The sequence below is a fragment of the Ruegeria sp. YKSD163 genome (assembly GCF_059612905.1).
Window position 1 is genome coordinate 406,047 of the sequence record NZ_JBXWRM010000002.1, and the last position, 16,178, is coordinate 422,224.

General features: G+C 63.2%; 14 protein-coding genes. 6 read left to right on the forward strand and 8 right to left on the reverse strand.

The features are described from left to right. Nucleotides 1–5: 5 nt before the first annotated feature. A complete protein-coding gene (locus AC2FNA_RS04805) occupies nt 6–842 on the reverse strand; it encodes an alkaline phosphatase family protein (protein WP_496824874.1) in 837 nt (278 codons plus the stop codon). Between the two features lie 202 nt (nt 843–1,044). Between AC2FNA_RS04805 and AC2FNA_RS04810 the strand changes: the two genes are divergently transcribed. From AC2FNA_RS04810 to AC2FNA_RS04830, 5 genes are all read left to right on the forward strand, one after another. Continuing rightward, nucleotides 1,045–1,992, forward strand: coding sequence for an ABC transporter permease (locus AC2FNA_RS04810; protein ID WP_496824876.1), 948 nt, complete (start codon nt 1,045–1,047; stop codon nt 1,990–1,992). Next, nucleotides 1,989–2,864, forward strand: a complete 876-nt coding sequence (locus tag AC2FNA_RS04815) for an ABC transporter permease (protein ID WP_496824877.1) — start codon at nt 1,989–1,991, stop codon at nt 2,862–2,864. The genes AC2FNA_RS04810 and AC2FNA_RS04815 overlap by 4 nt, the downstream gene beginning before the upstream one ends. Beyond that, complete coding sequence (locus AC2FNA_RS04820) at nt 2,861–4,654, forward strand: ABC transporter ATP-binding protein (RefSeq protein WP_496824879.1); 1,794 nt, start codon at nt 2,861–2,863, stop codon at nt 4,652–4,654. Before AC2FNA_RS04815 ends, AC2FNA_RS04820 begins: the two co-directional genes overlap by 4 nt. 136 nt (nt 4,655–4,790) lie before the next feature. Next, nucleotides 4,791–6,188: a selenium-binding protein SBP56-related protein gene (locus AC2FNA_RS04825; protein WP_496824881.1), complete on the forward strand. Its 1,398-nt coding sequence runs from the start codon at nt 4,791–4,793 to the stop codon at nt 6,186–6,188. A gap of 3 nt (nt 6,189–6,191) precedes the next feature. Continuing rightward, nucleotides 6,192–6,851, forward strand: a complete 660-nt coding sequence (locus AC2FNA_RS04830; RefSeq protein ID WP_496824883.1) for a hypothetical protein — start codon at nt 6,192–6,194, stop codon at nt 6,849–6,851. Between the two features lie 18 nt (nt 6,852–6,869). On the opposite strand, the gene AC2FNA_RS04835 is transcribed toward AC2FNA_RS04830, so the two are convergent. Further along, nucleotides 6,870–8,066, reverse strand: coding sequence for a serine hydrolase domain-containing protein (locus AC2FNA_RS04835; RefSeq protein WP_496824885.1), 1,197 nt, complete (start codon nt 8,064–8,066; stop codon nt 6,870–6,872). Between the two features lie 108 nt (nt 8,067–8,174). On the opposite strand from AC2FNA_RS04835, the gene gcvA reads away from it, so the two are divergent. Next, nucleotides 8,175–9,104 carry a transcriptional regulator GcvA gene (gene gcvA, locus AC2FNA_RS04840; RefSeq protein ID WP_496824887.1) on the forward strand — a complete coding sequence of 310 codons (930 nt, stop codon included), beginning with the start codon at nt 8,175–8,177 and terminating at the stop codon, nt 9,102–9,104. Nucleotides 9,105–9,124: 20 nt separating this feature from the next. Here gcvA and AC2FNA_RS04845 read toward each other — a convergent pair whose 3' ends face one another. From AC2FNA_RS04845 to AC2FNA_RS04870, 6 genes are all read right to left on the reverse strand, one after another. After that, entirely contained in the window at nt 9,125–10,015 is an 891-nt protein-coding gene (locus tag AC2FNA_RS04845) for a cation diffusion facilitator family transporter (RefSeq protein WP_496824888.1), read from the reverse strand. A 118-nt stretch (nt 10,016–10,133) separates the two neighbouring features. Next, a complete protein-coding gene (locus AC2FNA_RS04850) occupies nt 10,134–11,255 on the reverse strand; it encodes a serine hydrolase (RefSeq protein ID WP_496824890.1) in 1,122 nt (373 codons plus the stop codon). Between the two features lie 2 nt (nt 11,256–11,257). Continuing rightward, nucleotides 11,258–13,351, reverse strand: coding sequence for an acetate--CoA ligase family protein (locus AC2FNA_RS04855; protein ID WP_496824891.1), 2,094 nt, complete (start codon nt 13,349–13,351; stop codon nt 11,258–11,260). Continuing rightward, a complete protein-coding gene (locus AC2FNA_RS04860) occupies nt 13,348–14,508 on the reverse strand; it encodes an acyl-CoA dehydrogenase family protein (RefSeq protein WP_496824893.1) in 1,161 nt (386 codons plus the stop codon). The genes AC2FNA_RS04855 and AC2FNA_RS04860 overlap by 4 nt, the downstream gene beginning before the upstream one ends. A 13-nt stretch (nt 14,509–14,521) precedes the next feature. Beyond that, nucleotides 14,522–15,319 (reverse strand): ABC transporter permease, encoded by a 798-nt coding sequence (locus AC2FNA_RS04865; RefSeq protein WP_496824895.1) that lies wholly within the window; start codon nt 15,317–15,319, stop codon nt 14,522–14,524. Continuing rightward, complete coding sequence (locus AC2FNA_RS04870; protein WP_496824897.1) at nt 15,316–16,164, reverse strand: ABC transporter permease; 849 nt, start codon at nt 16,162–16,164, stop codon at nt 15,316–15,318. Before AC2FNA_RS04870 ends, AC2FNA_RS04865 begins: the two co-directional genes overlap by 4 nt. Nucleotides 16,165–16,178: the final 14 nt, after the last annotated feature.

The window sequence follows — 16,178 nt, forward strand, 5'->3', positions numbered from 1 at the left end:
CTCCTTCAGCGAGACAGGAACGAAGCGCCCGTCATACCTTCGGGAACAGAGACCCCCATCCTCGTCAGGATCGAAGGAGCAAGCGCCAGCTGGTCCAACAGGACATCTTCGGATGGCAGAGCGCTGGTGCCGAAATAGTACGAGGCCACATCCTGCTGATCTTCTCCGGCGCCACCGTGATGGCCAAGATCGTCCTGCCCGTGATCGGCGGTGACAATGACGTCATACCCCAGCTCGCGCCAGCGGGTCACATAGGGCGCCAGGGCCGCATCCAGATAATAACAGGCATCGCTCATTTCCTTTCGTCCGTGGCCAAAGCGATGTCCCATGCTGTCGAGCGTCGACGTATGCAGCAATCCGTAATCCAGGCCATTCGCCTCGCAAAGATAGGTCAGGGCGACAAAGAGATCGGCATCCGAAGGGCTCATCTGGTTTGCATCGGTCACATCCGCCATCGTGTGAAACCGACCGTGATGTATCGGGCCAAATGCGCTGTCGCTCTCGATGTCACGCACAGGGTCAAAGGGCATCCGGTCGAACAACTCGCTCCACCAGCTCAGCGCCACGGCGCCAGTTTTTCTCCCTGCGCCCGCCAGTTCCGAGAACACGCCCGGCACCTCCAGTCGCCGCCTATGCTTGTTGCCGACAACACAATGCCGATACGGCGGCAAGCCGGTGTGCATCGAGGCATAGCAAGCCGACGACGTCGATGGCAGCACCGAATGCATGCGACTTATGCGGCCCCCCCCCGAAGCGACAAGTCCTTCGAGATTGCCGAACAACCGACGGAAGTCCCTGGAAGGAACACCGCCCAGAACGATGAGCAAGAGTTTGGCAGGCATGGTCTTGGTCCTTTGCAGGTCCACTCCGTTTTGCTGCCTCGCAAACCGCCCCGACAAACAACAAAAAACCGGTCATTGCCCCAGAAGGTCGAAAACGCATGCCGTTGCCATAACGAAAACGACCCCATTCGGGTTGCTATGGTTGTTTGTCCGAACCCGGGCTTGGGCCGAATATACCGGCAGCCTTGAAGGGAGGAACAAGGTGCACCGGATCATTCTGACCCGTCTGGCGCAGGGTGTGCTCACCTTGCTCTTGGCATCCATCATAATTTTCGGCGCCACCGAGATTCTTCCCGGTGACGTGGCCGAAGCCATTCTGGGCCAAAGCCGAACCGAAGAGGCGCTCGCGACCTTGCGTGAGGAGATGGGCCTCAACCGCCCCGCGATCGTGCGCTATTTCGACTGGCTGGGCGGCATGGTCCAGGGGGACCTGGGCACCTCGCTGGCGACGAAGCGGCCGGTGGCCGACATGATCGAAAGCCGAATGTGGAACACGCTGCGGCTGGCGCTGTTGGCGGCGGCCATCTCTGTGCCGTTGTCGCTGGCGCTGGGTCTGTGGTCGGCGATGCGCGCCGGCGGGCGGGTCGACAAGACACTGGCGATGACCACGCTCGCTCTGATCGCGGTGCCCGAATTCTTTATAGGCCTGATCCTGATGAAGATCTTTGCGGTCGAGCTGAAATGGCTTTCCGCCTCGGCCAACACACGGCCCTATTTCGACTTTTGGCAGAATTTCCGCGCGCTTGCCCTGCCCGTCGCCACACTCAGCTTTGCGGTGCTGGCACATATGATGCGGATGACACGCTCCTCGGTGATCAACATCTTCACATCTCCCTATATGGAGATGGCCGCGCTCAAGGGCCTGCCGAAACGCCGCCTTGTGGTGCTGCACGCCCTGCCAAATGCGCTGTCCCCGATCCTGACCGTGATCGCCCTGAACCTGAGCTACATGGTCTCAGGCGTGATCATCGTCGAAACCGTGTTTGGCGTCCCGGGCCTGACCCGTCTGCTGGTCGATGGTGTCACCCTGCGGGACATCCCGCTGATCCAGGCCTGCGCCATGATCTTCGGCGCCGTCTATATCCTGTTGAACCTGCTGGCCGATGTCCTGTCCATCATGGCCAATCCGCGCCTGAGGTATCCGAAATGAGCGACGCAACCGAATTCGCCAAGCCGCGTGCTTCGGTCTTTGCCGGTCTGCGCCTGACCTGGACCGCCACCATCGCGGCCTCTGTCTTGCTGTTCTGGCTAGTGCTGGCCCTCTTTGGTCCCTGGATCGCCCCTCATGGCGAGGCCGAGATCATCTCGGGAACGACCTTTGCACCAATTGGCGAAGGCGGACTCTTGGGGACAGACAAACTGGGGCGTGACGTCTTCTCGCGTCTGATCTACGGGGTGCGCACGACGCTTCTGCTTGCGCTGATCACGACGGTCATTTCCTTTACATTTGGCGTCACGCTGGGCTTTGCCGCTGCCATCCTCAAGGGCTGGTTCGACATCGTGGTCAGCCGCATCGTCGAGGCCTTCATGGCCTTCCCCTCGACCCTGCTGGCGCTGGTGGTGATCGGCGCATTCGGCACCTCGATCACGGTTCTGGTGCTGACCGTCGGTCTGGTCCTGTCCACCAGCGTATTCCGGGTGTCGCGCGCATTGGGCTATGACATCGGGGTGATGGATTTTGTCGAGGCCGCCCGTGCCCGCGGCGAAGGCACCTGGTGGATCCTGACCCGCGAGATCCTGCCAAACTCGATGGCGCCTCTGATCGCGGAATTCGGCCTGCGCTTCACCTTTTCCATCCTGTTCCTGTCTGGCCTCTCCTTCCTTGGTCTGGGCGTGCAGGAACCCGCCGCGGACTGGGGCCTGATGGTGCAGGAAAACGTGGGCGGGCTGTTCCTCGGCTCCTCCGCCGCGCTGATCCCGGCCGCCTGCATCGCCTCGCTGACCGTCGCCATGAACCTGCTTGTCGACTGGTTCCAGCAGCGCCAGCAGGGTGAAACCGTTCTGGAGAAGATCGACCAATGAGCGACATCCTGACTATCAAGAATCTGCGCGTGGAAGGTCGCCCGCCCGGGGGAAGCTATGTCCCCATCGTGAAGGGCGTGTCACTCAACGTAGCCAAGGGCGAGGTGTTGGCCTTGATCGGAGAAAGCGGGTCGGGAAAATCAACGATCTCGCTGGCCTCTATGGGCTTTGCACGTCCCGGCTGCCGCATCTCGGGCGGTGAGATCTGGCTCAATGGGCGGGACATCATGAAACTGTCTCCGCATGACCGTCACTCGCTGCGCGGTGACGAAGTCTCGTATGTGGCGCAATCGGCGGCGGCCAGCTTCAATCCGGCACTGCGGATCGGCAAGCAGGTGATCGAGGCGCCGCTCTGGCATGGCGCGGGCGATGCCGCGACCCTGACCGCCACCGCCGTCGATCTATACCGCAAGCTGGATCTGCCGAACCCCGAAACCGTCGGCGACAAGTTCCCCCACCAGGTTTCGGGCGGGCAATTGCAACGCCTGATGGCGGCGATGGCCATGTCCTGCGGGCCGGATTTGCTGATCCTGGACGAACCCACCACCGCGCTGGACGTAACCACCCAGATCGAGGTTCTGAAAGCCTTCAAGGACATCATCCGCGATCAGGGAACGGCAGCAATCTATGTCACTCACGACCTGGCGGTCGTGGCGCAGGTGGCGGATCGAATTCTTGTGCTGAAGAACGGTGAAATGGTCGAGGAAGGACCAACCGCGCAGATCCTGCATGACCCGCAGCACGAATATACCCGCACGCTGATGGATGCCGTCCGGCCCGCGCCGCATCTGGTCGACCACGTTGACGCCAGCGCGGCGCAAGCGCCCGTCATCTCCGCGCGAAACATCACGGCGGGCTACGGGGCGCTGACCATCCTGTCGGATGTATCAGTTGATGTCCCTGCGGCATCGGTCGTGGGGGTGATCGGTGAAAGCGGCTGCGGGAAAAGCACGTTGGCGCGTGTCGTCGCAGGCCTTACGCCGCTGCGAGAGGGCGAGATCAAGCTTAATGGGAAGATCGCTGCTCCCAGCGTGAAAGACCGACCCCGCGAAACGCTCAGGGATTGCCAGATCGTCTTTCAGATGGCCGACACGGCACTGAACCCGCGCCAGCGGATCGGAGATATCCTGGGCCGCCCGCTGGAGTTCTATCAGGGGCTCAAGGGACGCGCGCGGGCGGACAAGGTGGGTGACTTGCTGGAACTCGTCGACCTGCCGCGGAGCTTTGCCTCGCGCTTTCCCGGTGAACTGTCAGGGGGCCAGAAACAACGGATCAACCTCGCCCGCGCGCTGGCTGCCGACCCCAAGGTGATCCTGTGTGACGAGGTCACCTCGGCGCTGGATACCGTCGTCGCGGCGGGGGTGATCGAACTTCTGAAATCGCTCAAGGACAAACTGGGCGTCGCCTATATGTTCATCAGCCACGACCTGTCCACGGTCGCCTCTTTCGCCGACGAGGTGGTCGTGCTCTATGCTGGTCGTGTAATCGAGAAAGGACCATCCAAGGCCGTCTTCGGCCCACCGTTCCATCCCTATACCAAGCTGCTGCTTTCCTCGGTGCCCGAGATGCGGCAAGGCTGGCTGGAAGGGGTGGCCGATACCGGCGAAGCCAAGGCCGCCAGCGCCGGCAGCGTCGTCATCGGGACCAAGGGCTGTCCCTTTGCCAACCGATGCACCCATACCATCAGCGGCACCTGCGACCGCGTCGCACCGCCACTGCGGACGTTACCGGGCGGACTGTCCATCGCCTGCCATCTGGACGATGCGACCCTTCCAACAGCGAACGGCTGACCCACAGTGATTTTCGTGTTACGGTCGGCGGGATGGGCGGCAGCGAACCCCGAAGGACAGCTGCGGGAAGCCCGGAAATAGAAACAAGGAACTTACGGCAACTTATTGATATTTTGATAAAAAGGGAGGAAATACCATGACCTTGAGACCCGATCCGACATTTTACCCTTCGGCCAAGCTGGCCATGGAGGGGCCGGTCGAGAAACTGGCCTTCACCTTGATGCTCAGCCCCGATGCATCGAAGCCCGACGGCTTGGCTGTCGTCGACGTTGATCCGAGCTCGGAGAAATTCGGACAGATCGTTCACCAGTTGATCATGCCCAACAAGGGCGACGAGTTTCACCATTTCGGCTGGAACGCCTGTTCCTCGGCGCTTTCCCCCCTGACAGGCCATGCCTTCCTGGAACGACGCTACCTGATCATTCCCGGAATCCGCTCGTCCCGCATCTATGTGGTCGATGTGAAAGATCCCCTGGACGCCAAGATCCACAAGATCATCGAACCCGAAGAGGTCTTTGCCAAGACCGGCTATTCCCGCCCGCACACGATCCATTGCGGCCCCGAGGGTATCTATGTCTCGACGTTGGGCGGCGGCGGGCCGGACGGCACCGACGGTCCGCCGGGCATCTTCATCATGGATTGCGAAACCTTCGACGTGATCGGCCGCTACGAGATCGACCGCGGCCCGCAGGACAAGCAATACGACTTCTGGTGGAACCTGCCGCGCGACTACATGGTCAGTTCCGAATGGGGCCTGCCGCCGCAATTCGAAAACGGTATCGTCGCCGAGGATCTGCTGTCCAACAAGTATGGCCATAGAATTCATTTCTGGAACCTGCGCGAGCGCAAGAATGTCCAGACCATCGACCTGGGCGAAAATCACCAGATGGCGCTGGAAATCCGCCCTGCCCACGATCCGGTCAAGGAATACGGGTTCTGTGGCGTCGTTGTGGACACCACCAACCTCGAAGGCTCGATCTGGACCTGGTGGCGCGAAGGTGGCGAATGGCACGCCAAGAAGACAATCACCATTCCGCCGCAACCAGCGGATCCCGACGACCTGCCCGACCTGCTAAAGGGCTTCTCGGCGGTACCTCCGCTGGTCACCGATATCGACCTGTCGCTGGACGACAAATACCTCTACGTCGCCTGCTGGGGCACCGGCGAGATGCATCAATACGATGTGTCGGACCCGATGAACCCGACATTGGCCGGCAAGGTCGAAATCGGGGGCATCGTCAAGAAGACCGCCCATCCCAGTGGCAAAACCTTTGGCTATGGGCCTCAGATGGTCGAGATCAGCCGCGACGGCAAGCGGGTTTATTGGACCAATTCGCTGTATTCCACCTGGGACGATCAGTTCTATCCCGGCGAACGCGGCGGCGCGATGGTCAAGGCGGATGTCGGCGAAAACGGCGGTCTGACGCTCGACAAGGATTTCTTCGTCGAGTTCCCGGAAGGGTATCGCAGCCACCAGATCCGGCTTGAGGGGGGCGACTGCTCGACCGACAGCTTCTGCTATCCCTCGGCCTGATCCTTGGGAGCGATAACCGACACTGCGGCGGGTCTCTGGCTCGCCGTGGTGGGGAGCGGGCTCTATCACGGGCTCAACCCGGGCATGGGCTGGCCGCTGGCGGTCTCCGCCGCGCTGATGGAAGGCCGCAGCGGCGCGCTGGGGCGTGCCCTTGTGGCGATAGCGCTGGGGCATCTTGCGGCCATGCTGGCCATCCTGATGCCGTTCGCCGTGCTGACCTTGCTGATCGACTGGCAGCGCGAAATCCGGCTGGGCGCCGGACTTGTGGTAATTGCGCTGGGGGTCTGGATTTTCGTAAGCCAGCGTCACCCCCGGTTTCTTGCACGGGTCCGGCCGGGCCGATTGGCCTTGTGGTCCTTTCTGGTCGCGCTCGCCCATGGCGCCGCGCTGATGCTGGTCCCGATCTACCTGGGCCTTTGCCGGGCCGACGAACTGGATACCGGCCACGCCGCCGCCGGATCGCTGATGTCGCGCGGCGTAGGCATCGCGTTCACGGTTGCCCTTGCCCATACGGCCGCGATGATCGCCGCGGGTGGTGCGGCCGCATGGGCTGTCTATCGCTGGCTTGGCCTGAGCTTTCTGTCGAAAAGCTGGTTCAATCTTGACCGGGTCTGGGCGGCGAGCCTTGTTCTTGTCGGCGTTATCGCGCTGGCAACCGCCTGAGCCCGTACGCGATGCGGTTCAGATCAACGCCTGATAGCTCAGCACCCTGAGTTGGCGGCGCAGCGCATGTGCGCTGGAGGGGATCAGCTGCGTCATCAGGATCACGGTCATCTCTTCGACCGGATCCACCCAGAACGCGGTCGACGCCATGCCGCCCCACGCGAATTCGCCGGGTGAGCCGACGATCCTGGCGCGGACCGGGTCCAGCATCACCGACACGCCCAGGCCAAAGCCGATCCCTTCGAAGCTCGTTTCGCTGAAATGCGCCTGCCCCCGACTGGCCAGATCGCCGCCCATCTGGTTCGACACCATCAGGTCAAAGGTCTTGCGCCCAAGCAGGTGTCCGCCCTCATATGCGCCGCGCCGCAAAAGCATGGTCGCGAAGCGCTGGTAATCGGCCATGGTCGAAACCAGCCCGCCGCCGCCGCTTTCCAGCGTGACCGGCGCGCGGCAGCGATCCTGACTGGCCGACGGTACAAATCCCCCGTCGGCGTGATCATACAGCGTCGCCAATCGTCCTGCCTTGTCCTCGGGAACCGAAAAGCCGGTATCGGTCATGCCAAGTGGATCGAAGATCCGCGACCTGAGAAAACCGCCCAACGTCTGGCCGCTGATGACCTCGATCAGGTGCCCCAGAACATCGGTCGACAACCCATAGAACCACCGCGCACCGGGGTGAAAGGCCAGCGGGAAAGCCGCCAGCGCCTCGACCGCCTCGGCCATGGTGGCAAATCGACGGTCGAAATCGAGGCCCGCCGCCGACAAGGCCTGCTCCAACGCGTTTCCCTGCGGGTCGCCATAGACGATCCCGGCCTGATGCGTCAGCAGGTCGTGGATGGTGATCTGTCGCCGCGCGGGTTCGGTCTCGTTCAGGGCATGCCCCTCCCCCTTCCAGACCAGCGGATCGGCAAAGGCGGGCAGGAAATCGGCGACTGGCTGATCAAGCTGGAACGCCCCTTCCTCGTACAGCATCAACAGGGCAAGCGAGGTCACCGGCTTGGTCATCGAATAGATGCGCCAGATCGTATCCGGCGCCACCGCCCGCCCGATCGCCGCGTCGGCATGGCCGGCCTGCTCTGAAAAGACGACCTGCCCCCGCCGCGCGATCTGCACCGCCAGACCGCTCAGGCGCCTGTTGCGCACGTGCCCCTCCATCCAGCGCGAAATGCGACTCAGGCGGTTGGGGTCGACACCGTCGATATGTTCCTGCTGCAAGACCAGCCCTCCTCGATCCTTCGCGGCTACTCTGCGGCAGATCATTCCCGGCTTTCAAGCGACGGATAATCCCCCTATAACCACAAAAGAGTTATGCATGAGTTGGCCATGAGCACCCGACGACTTCCCCATCTGACATGGTTGCGTGCCTTCGAAGCATCCGCTCGGCATCTGAGTTTCACCCACGCCGCGCAGGAACTGAACCTGACCCAGGCCGCGATCAGCAAACAGGTCAAGCTGCTGGAGCATTACCTGCGTGAACCCCTGTTCGAGCGCAAACCCCGGAGCCTGGTGTTGACCAAGGTCGGCGCCGCCTATCTGCCGAAGGTCCGCGACGGGTTCGAACGTCTGGCGGCGGGCACCGAAGAGGTGTTCGGCCTCAGGCGGTCCGAGGTTCTGACCGTCCGTGCCCCGGTGGGCTATTCGGTCAACTGGATCGCGCCCCGGCTTCAGGGCTTCTTCGACCGTCACCCGGAGACCGAGGTGCGGCTGGTGTCCAGCGTCTGGGGCGACCAGTTCGACAACGAGCGGTTCGACCTCGACATTCAGTACGGCACCGGCAGATGGCCGGGCTACACGGCCGAGCGGCTGACATGGGAGGTGATCAAACCGGTATGCGCCCCCGCGTTGCTGGACGGGGAACGGGCGCTTCGGCAGCCAGAAGACCTTGTCCATCAACGCCTGTTGCATGTTCTGGGTTACGAGGAAGGTTGGGCCGACTGGCTACGTTATGCCCAGACGACCGGGGTGAACTCCGGTCAGGGTCTGCAATTCGATACCTCGCTGCTGGCCTTTGAATTCGCGGCGCGCGGGGGCGGGGTGGCGCTGGCGCGATCCTCGATGCTGGGCGTCGAGATCGAACGCGGGCGCCTGGTCACCCCCTTCGAGATCGAGGCCCCCCTGCAAGAGGCGTTCTATCTGATCTCACCCGAGACAGGCCGCGACCATCCTGATGCGCGCAAGTTCAGCGAGTGGCTTGTCGAGACTGCGTCGAACGACCCCGAGAACCGGAGGATACGGACAACCTATCGCACCTGAGGCGTGGCGCCCTATCGGGTTCAGTCGAGTACGACGATGCCAGAGTGTTTCTGCTTGTGCTCGGGTTCGACATGGATGGTGATCTTGGCGCCCTCCACGGCCTCTTTCAGCGCCGCTTCGACGCGGTCGCAAATCTCATGCGCATCGAACACCGTAGTCTCGCCCGGGACCACCAGGTGAAAGTCGATAAAGGTGGCCTGCCCCGCGTGCCGGGTCCTGAGATCATGCGCCTCGACCGCGCCGCCTGCCTCTCTGGAAATGATGTCGCGCACCCTGGCCAGCGTATCCTCTGACACCGCTTCGTCCATCAACCCGCTGAGCGACTGGCGCACGAGGTGAAAGCCGGACCAGAGGATGTTGACCGCGACCAGCGCCGCCATCAGCGGATCAAGCAGCCACCAGCCGGTGACGATGGCCATCAATATCCCCAGCGCCACCCCTGCCGAGGTGATCACATCGGCAAAGAGATGCTTGCCATCCGCCACCAGCGCCGGAGAGCGGGCGGCGCGACCACGCCGCACCAGAACCAAGGCCCAGACCGAATTGATCACCGTTGCGGCGCCGTTGACCAGCAGCCCCTCGATCGGCAGATCCATCGCCCGGGGGGCCAGAAACCCCGCATAGGCCTCGCGCAGGATGAGCAGCGCGGCGACGATGATCATCACCCCCTCCAGCACGGCGCTGAAGAACTCGGCCTTGTGGTGCCCGTAGGGATGAGAAGCGTCCGCCGGTCGTGCTGCGATACGGATGGCAATGAGCGCCGCGATGGCCGTTGCGACATTGACGGTACTCTCCAGCGCATCCGCAAGCAGGGCGACAGACCCCGTCAGCCACCAGGCCAGCGTCTTGATGCCCAGAACAAGAGCACCGACGAAAATGCTGGTAATGGCGATCCGGATGGTCGCGGACATCGATTCCCTCCATGGCGGCAGGTGGAGTGAGTACCCCCGTCGGCGCAGACGGGCAAGCAATGCCTCGTCCGGCTCCCAATTGATGGACCGCATTGGCCTGCCTTTGGGTGTCTCGCGCTCAGGCCAGATATTCGCAAACACGCTTCAGGCAGAATGCCACCTGGGACATATAGTCCATATCGTATCCGGAATCGTTTTCCAGCACGCTGAGCAGCGCACAGGAGGTTCCGGTTTCGCTATCGACGAGCAGGAACTGCCCGCCATAGCCGGCATGGCCCAACAGGCGCCCGTCGGTCATCAGGTGCCCCGAATAGCGCAGCCAGTCGCGCGGCGGCGCCAGCCGTGGCGCGATGCGCCCCAGACAGGCACGCAGGAACTCGGCATTCGGATAGGCGGCGTTGTCCGAAATCCCCGCAAACAGCAGCCCGAACCGCGCCAGGTCGCGGGCGCTCAGGCAACCTCCCCCGGAAAAAGCGGGCAGGTGTTCGGGACTAAGACTGATGTGAAACGCGCCCTCATATCCCGCCGCATCGGCGATTTCCTCAACCATCCGAGCCAGCGGCACCGGTGACACCGCCGCCGCAATCAGGGTCAGCACATCGGTATTGGCCGACTTGTATTCGGCGAGCGCAGGTGGCGGGCCGGGCCGGAACCCGGTGATCCCGGCGGCAAACAGGGCCAGGCTCGGCTCGGGCGCACCTTCGGGCGGCAGACGCCAGCCAAGCGCGATTTCCTCGGTATAACAATCCGATTGCGGATCAGAATAATCCTCGGAGAAATCGTTGTGTACCGCCATGTCGAGCAATGCGCCCACCGGCGCATGCGCATAGCCGCTACCGATCTCCGGCAAGTAGGCCGCAACGGGCGCATCAAGCGAAACCAGTCCCTGTGCCAACAGGCGGCCAAAGATCAGGTGGATATGCAGCTTGGTCACCGACTGGATCGAATGCGGCGCTGCCGGGCTGAAATCATCCGCTGCGTCCTCGAAGATCAGAGCGTCGCCACTCAGGCAGCAAAGGGCGGAGAAAGCCGGATGCGCCAGCAGCGCGCGCAGCTCCGGCAAGGCCGCCGGCAGGTCGATCGGAGACGGCACCAACGGCAGCACATTGCGCGACCGCACCATCAGCGTGCGCCGGAACAGGTGATGCGCATTATGGAACCCGTGGCGCCGGTGGGCGGGCCTGTTCCAGCGCTGCTTGTTGCTGTCATCGACGGCCAGATCCGGGTTTGGAATGCGCATGGCTAGTCCCCGGCCACGCGATGCAACAGCACGTCGATGGCCACCACCCGGTCAGGATAGACGAAAAGCGGGTTGATCTCGACCTCGGCGATCTCGGCGCAGTCTTGCAGATAGGCATCCGACAGGGCGTGGATAGCGCCAGCAACCTGCGCCAGATCGGCGGCAGGGCGCCCACGATATCCGCCGAGCAGCGGGGCCAGGCGCAACCCCTCTAGCCCCTGCTTCACCTCATCGACACTGCAGGGCAGAAGCAATGTCACCGCATCGCGCAGAAGCTCGACCAGAACGCCGCCGCTGCCAAGCACCAGCGCATGCCCGAACTGCGGGTCGCGCCGCAGGGTCAGGATCAGCTCGGCCAGCGGGGGCGGCGACATTGCCTCGACCAGGAAACGGTCGGTGACCGCATCCGGGTCATAGGCGGCGACCGCGCCGGGCATTTGCGCAAGCGCCGCTTGCAACTCGACCGGGTTGGCAAGGTTCAGCGCGACGGCCCCGGCCTCGGTCTTGTGGGCCAGGCGCGGGCTCATCATCTTGAGCGCGACCGGAAAGCCGATTTCCGCTGCCGCGCTCTCCACCTCCCGGGCGGTAACAGCACGGCCCTCGGGCACCGCACCCCCTGCTCCGCACAGCCAGTCCTTGCCGATATCTTCGGTCTGCCCAACCAAGTTGGCTGGGGCTTGCGGAGGCAGCAGTGGCGCGGGCTTGGCGGACAGGATCCGCGCCCGCGCCGCGCTCCAGCCTGCCGCGTCACGGATGGCGTTCAGAGCCTCGTGAATGCCCTGCATCGGGGCGACGCCCTGTTCGATCAGCATCTGGCGGGTCTCGATATCCATGTTCTCGGGAATGGTGGCCAGGATCGCGGCAGGCACCTGTTGTTCAGTGGCGGCGCGGGCAAAGGCACTGGCGTCGTTCAGATAGAATACCTTGGAATCGTCCAGCCCCAAGGCGGGGTAATCCTGTACCAGCACGGTGAAATCAGGCGCCACCGCCCTCAGCGTTTGGGAAAACACCGGATAAGTGTGTTCGGCCTGACCCCAGATCGGCGTCGTATAGTCCAGCGGGTTCGAGACTGTGGCGATCTCGGGCAGAAAGGCCTTCAGTTCGGCGCGATCTGCGCCCTCAATGGCAGGAAAGCTCAGGCCGATCTTTTCGGCATGATCGGCCAGCATCGTGGCCCCACCGCCTGAACAGGTGAACCCCGCCACCCTCGCACCGCGCGGCGCGCCGGTCACGCACAAGAGCTTGAGCGTTTCCAGAAACTGCGACGGGTTGCTTACCGAGATCACGCCGCAGCGTGCAAACAGCGCCTCGTAAAGCTCGTTCGCCCCGGACAGCGAGCCGGTATGGCTGATCGTCAGTGTCGACCCGATCCGGGAACTGCCGGATTTCAGCGCCACGACCGGCACACCGCGATCCAGCGCCCGCAGTGCTGCGCGCTCGAACCGGGCGACATCCTGCAAACCCTCGATATGCAGGCCGATGGCGCGCACCGCCGGGTCACTCGCAAAAGCGTTCAGAAAATCCTCGAGCCCCAGAACCGCCTGATTGCCCGCCGACACCATATAGGCCATCGGCAGCGAGCGCTGGCTCATGGTGATATCGGACGAGAACATGCCCGATTGAGTGATGATCGCGGCTCCGTATCCCGGCGACCAACCGCCATGTTCAAACGACCACAGCGCCGAATTGCCAACATAGTTGATCAGCCCGTAACAATTGGGCCCGATCAGCGCCATGTCGCCCGCCGCCGCGATCAGCGCCCGCTCGGCGGCCGCGTCGCCGGTTTCCTTGAACCCGGCGGAGAAGCAGACAACACCGCCCGCGCCCATCGCCGCCAATTGCCCCAGCGCGCCCGTAACCGCGGCGGCAGGGATGGCCAGATAGACCGCATCGGGGGCCTCGGGCAGATCGGCGATGGTGGGAACGCAAGCCACCCCTTCCAGCGTGTCACGTTTGGGGTTCACCGCCCACATCCGCCCGGCAAAGCCGCGCCTGCGCGCCTCGCGAATGGCAATCGCCGCATCGCGCCCGCCAACAAAGGCGATATGGCGCGGTGTCAGAAGGCGCCGGAAATTCTCACGCTGCGCCGGCCTCATGCACCAAGCGGCCTCAGCATCGCACGAGTGATGATGTGGCGCTGGATCTCGCTGGTACCGTCCCAGATCCGTTCCAGCCGGCTGTCGCGCCACAGGCGTTGAACCGGCAATTCCTCCATCAGCCCCATGCCGCCGAAAATCTGCACCGCGTCATCGGCGATCCGGCCCAGCATTTCCGAGCAGAACACCTTGACCATCGCCGCGTCCTGATCGGCCATCCGGCCCGACTGGTGGCGGGCAACCGCATCCGTCACCATCAGGTTGGCAGCGCGCAGGTTCATCGCCCCGTCGGCCAGCCGGAATCCGGTGGCCTGGAAGGACCCGATCGGCTGGCCGAACTGACGGCGATTGGCAGCCCATTCCGTCGCCATGTCCAGTATGCGCTCGGCCTTGCCACAGCAGGAAGCGCCAACCCAGATGCGCCCCATGCCCAGCCACTGACCGGCAATCTCGAACCCCCTGCCCTCTTCGCCCAGGATCTGGCCGGGGCCAAGGCGGACATTGTCGAAATGCAGCTCAAACGTCTTGTAGCCGCGATAGCTGACCGATCTGGTGCCCTCGCGACAGACGAAACCGGGTGTGCCCACATCGACCAGAAAGGCGGTGACGCGCTTGCGCGGCCCGCGCGGGGTGTCATCGGCACCGGTGGCGGCGAAGACGATGGCGAAATCGGGCATGCAGGGGCCCGAGATGAAATGCTTGGAGCCGTTCAGGATCCAGTCGTCGCCATCACGCCGGGCGTTCGATTTCATGCCCATCGCATCCGACCCGGCGTCGGGCTCAGTCAGGGCGAACAATTCGCGTTTCTCGCCGCGCACGCAGGGCAGCAGGTATTTCTCGCGCTGTTCGCCTTCGCAGGCCAGCAGGATCTCGGTCGGCCGCGCGGCCCAGCTGTGCAGGGCATGGGTGGTCTTGCCGAATTCCTGCTCGATGATGCGCTGCGCCGACAGGTCAAGACCGCCGCCGCCGACCTCTTCGGGCAGGTTACAGGCAAACAGGCCAAGCTCGTGCGCGCGCGCCTCGATCTGGCGGCCGATCTCTTCGGGGACGTGGCCCAGGCGGTCGACCTCGTCCTCGTGCGGCATCATTTCGGTTTCCACGAACTTGCGAACGGTGGCGGTCAGCAATTCATGTTCGTGGCTGGTTTCCATGTTCATGTCGGAACCTTTCTCAACTTCGGCTCTCGCCTGCATTGCGCCGCGACAGGAGGGCCGAGACGACGAAGGCGATGATCGTGATGGCGATCAGAACCACGGCCGCGGCGGCCACGGTCGGGTCGGTGTTCTCGCGGATGCCGTTCCACATGCGGCGCGGCAGGGTGTAGACGCTGAACTTGGAGATGAAGAGCGTCACGACGATCTCATCCCAGCTCAGGATGAAGGCAAAGAGTGCCCCGGCAAAGACACCGGGCCGGATCGAGGGCAGGATGACCCGCCGCATCGTGGTCCAGTTCGACGCGCCGAGGTTCTTTGACGCCTGTTCCAACCGGGGGTCAAAGGTGGCGAGCGAGGCGCTGACCGTGATCAGGACCATGGGTGCTGCCAGGATCGTATGGGCCAGGATCAGTCCGGGATAGCTGTCCAAGAGGCCCAGCGGGATCCAGAGCCGGTAAAAGGCCATGGCCGAGATGATCTGGGGGATGATCAGTGGCAGCAGCAGGAAAGCGCGCACAAGCTCGCTGTATTTGGACGAGACCCGCCACAGGCCGATGGCGCAGAGCGTGCCCAGAAAAGTGGCCAGTACCGAGGTCGACAAGGCAATGACCCCGCTCTGGAAGAAACTCGACAACCATTCCTCGCTGGTGAAGAGGTGTTGGAAATGCCGCAAGGACAGCTCGTCCTTGGGCATCGACAGGAACCGTTTGGGCGTCAGTGAAACCGGGATGGCGATCAGCGCCGGTGTCACCAGGAACAGCAGCAGCACCCAGGCGCCGGCGCGGTTGAAGAGCGAAAACAGACCAGGTCTCATCGCGTGCTGCCCCCGAAGACGGCGCTGAGCTTCATGAAGCGCGACATGATCCAGAGCATGGCCAGAACCCCGGCCAGCATCAGTACAGCCAGCATCGCCGCCGTGCCCCATTTCAGGGTGACGAGCAACTGGACCGAGATGTATTCGGCCACCATCAGCACCTTGCCCCCACCCAGCACCGCCGGGGTGACGTAAAACCCGAGGCTGAGGATGAACACCAGAAGGGTCGAGGCCACGATGCCCGGCAGGGTCAGCGGCAGGTAGATGCGCCAGAAAGTCTGGCTGCCGCTGGCGCCGAGATTGCGCGAGGCATCCATGACCCGGCTATCGAGCGATTGCATGCTGACCAGCAGCGGTAGCACCGCATAGGGGATCATGTAATGCACCATGCCGATCAGCACCCCCAACTCGTTGCGCATGAAGGCGATCGGCGCCGAGACCAGGCCAAGTGTCTCAAGCGTGTTGTTGACCAGCCCGTTGCGCCCCAGCAGCATCAGCCAGGAAAAGGTCCGCACCAGGATCGAGATCCAGAACGAGACCAGCAGCAGGGTCAGCATGTAATTCTTCTGCCTCTGGTGGCAGTGCACCATCGCATAGGCGATGGAATAGCCCAGCGTCACGCTGAACACGGTCGTGATCACGCAGATGCGCAGGGTGGTCCAGACGATCCGCAACAGCGAGTCGCTTTCATAAAGCTTGCGATAATTGCCCAGCCCCGGCTCGGGATCGGTCACGCTCAGCCACATGATGTTCAGGATCGGGCCGAGATACAGCGCGACCACAAGCACCAGAAGCGGCGCGATGATGGCCCAGCCGGGATGGATATGTCTTGCCACTGCGTTCATGTCCGTGTTCCGAA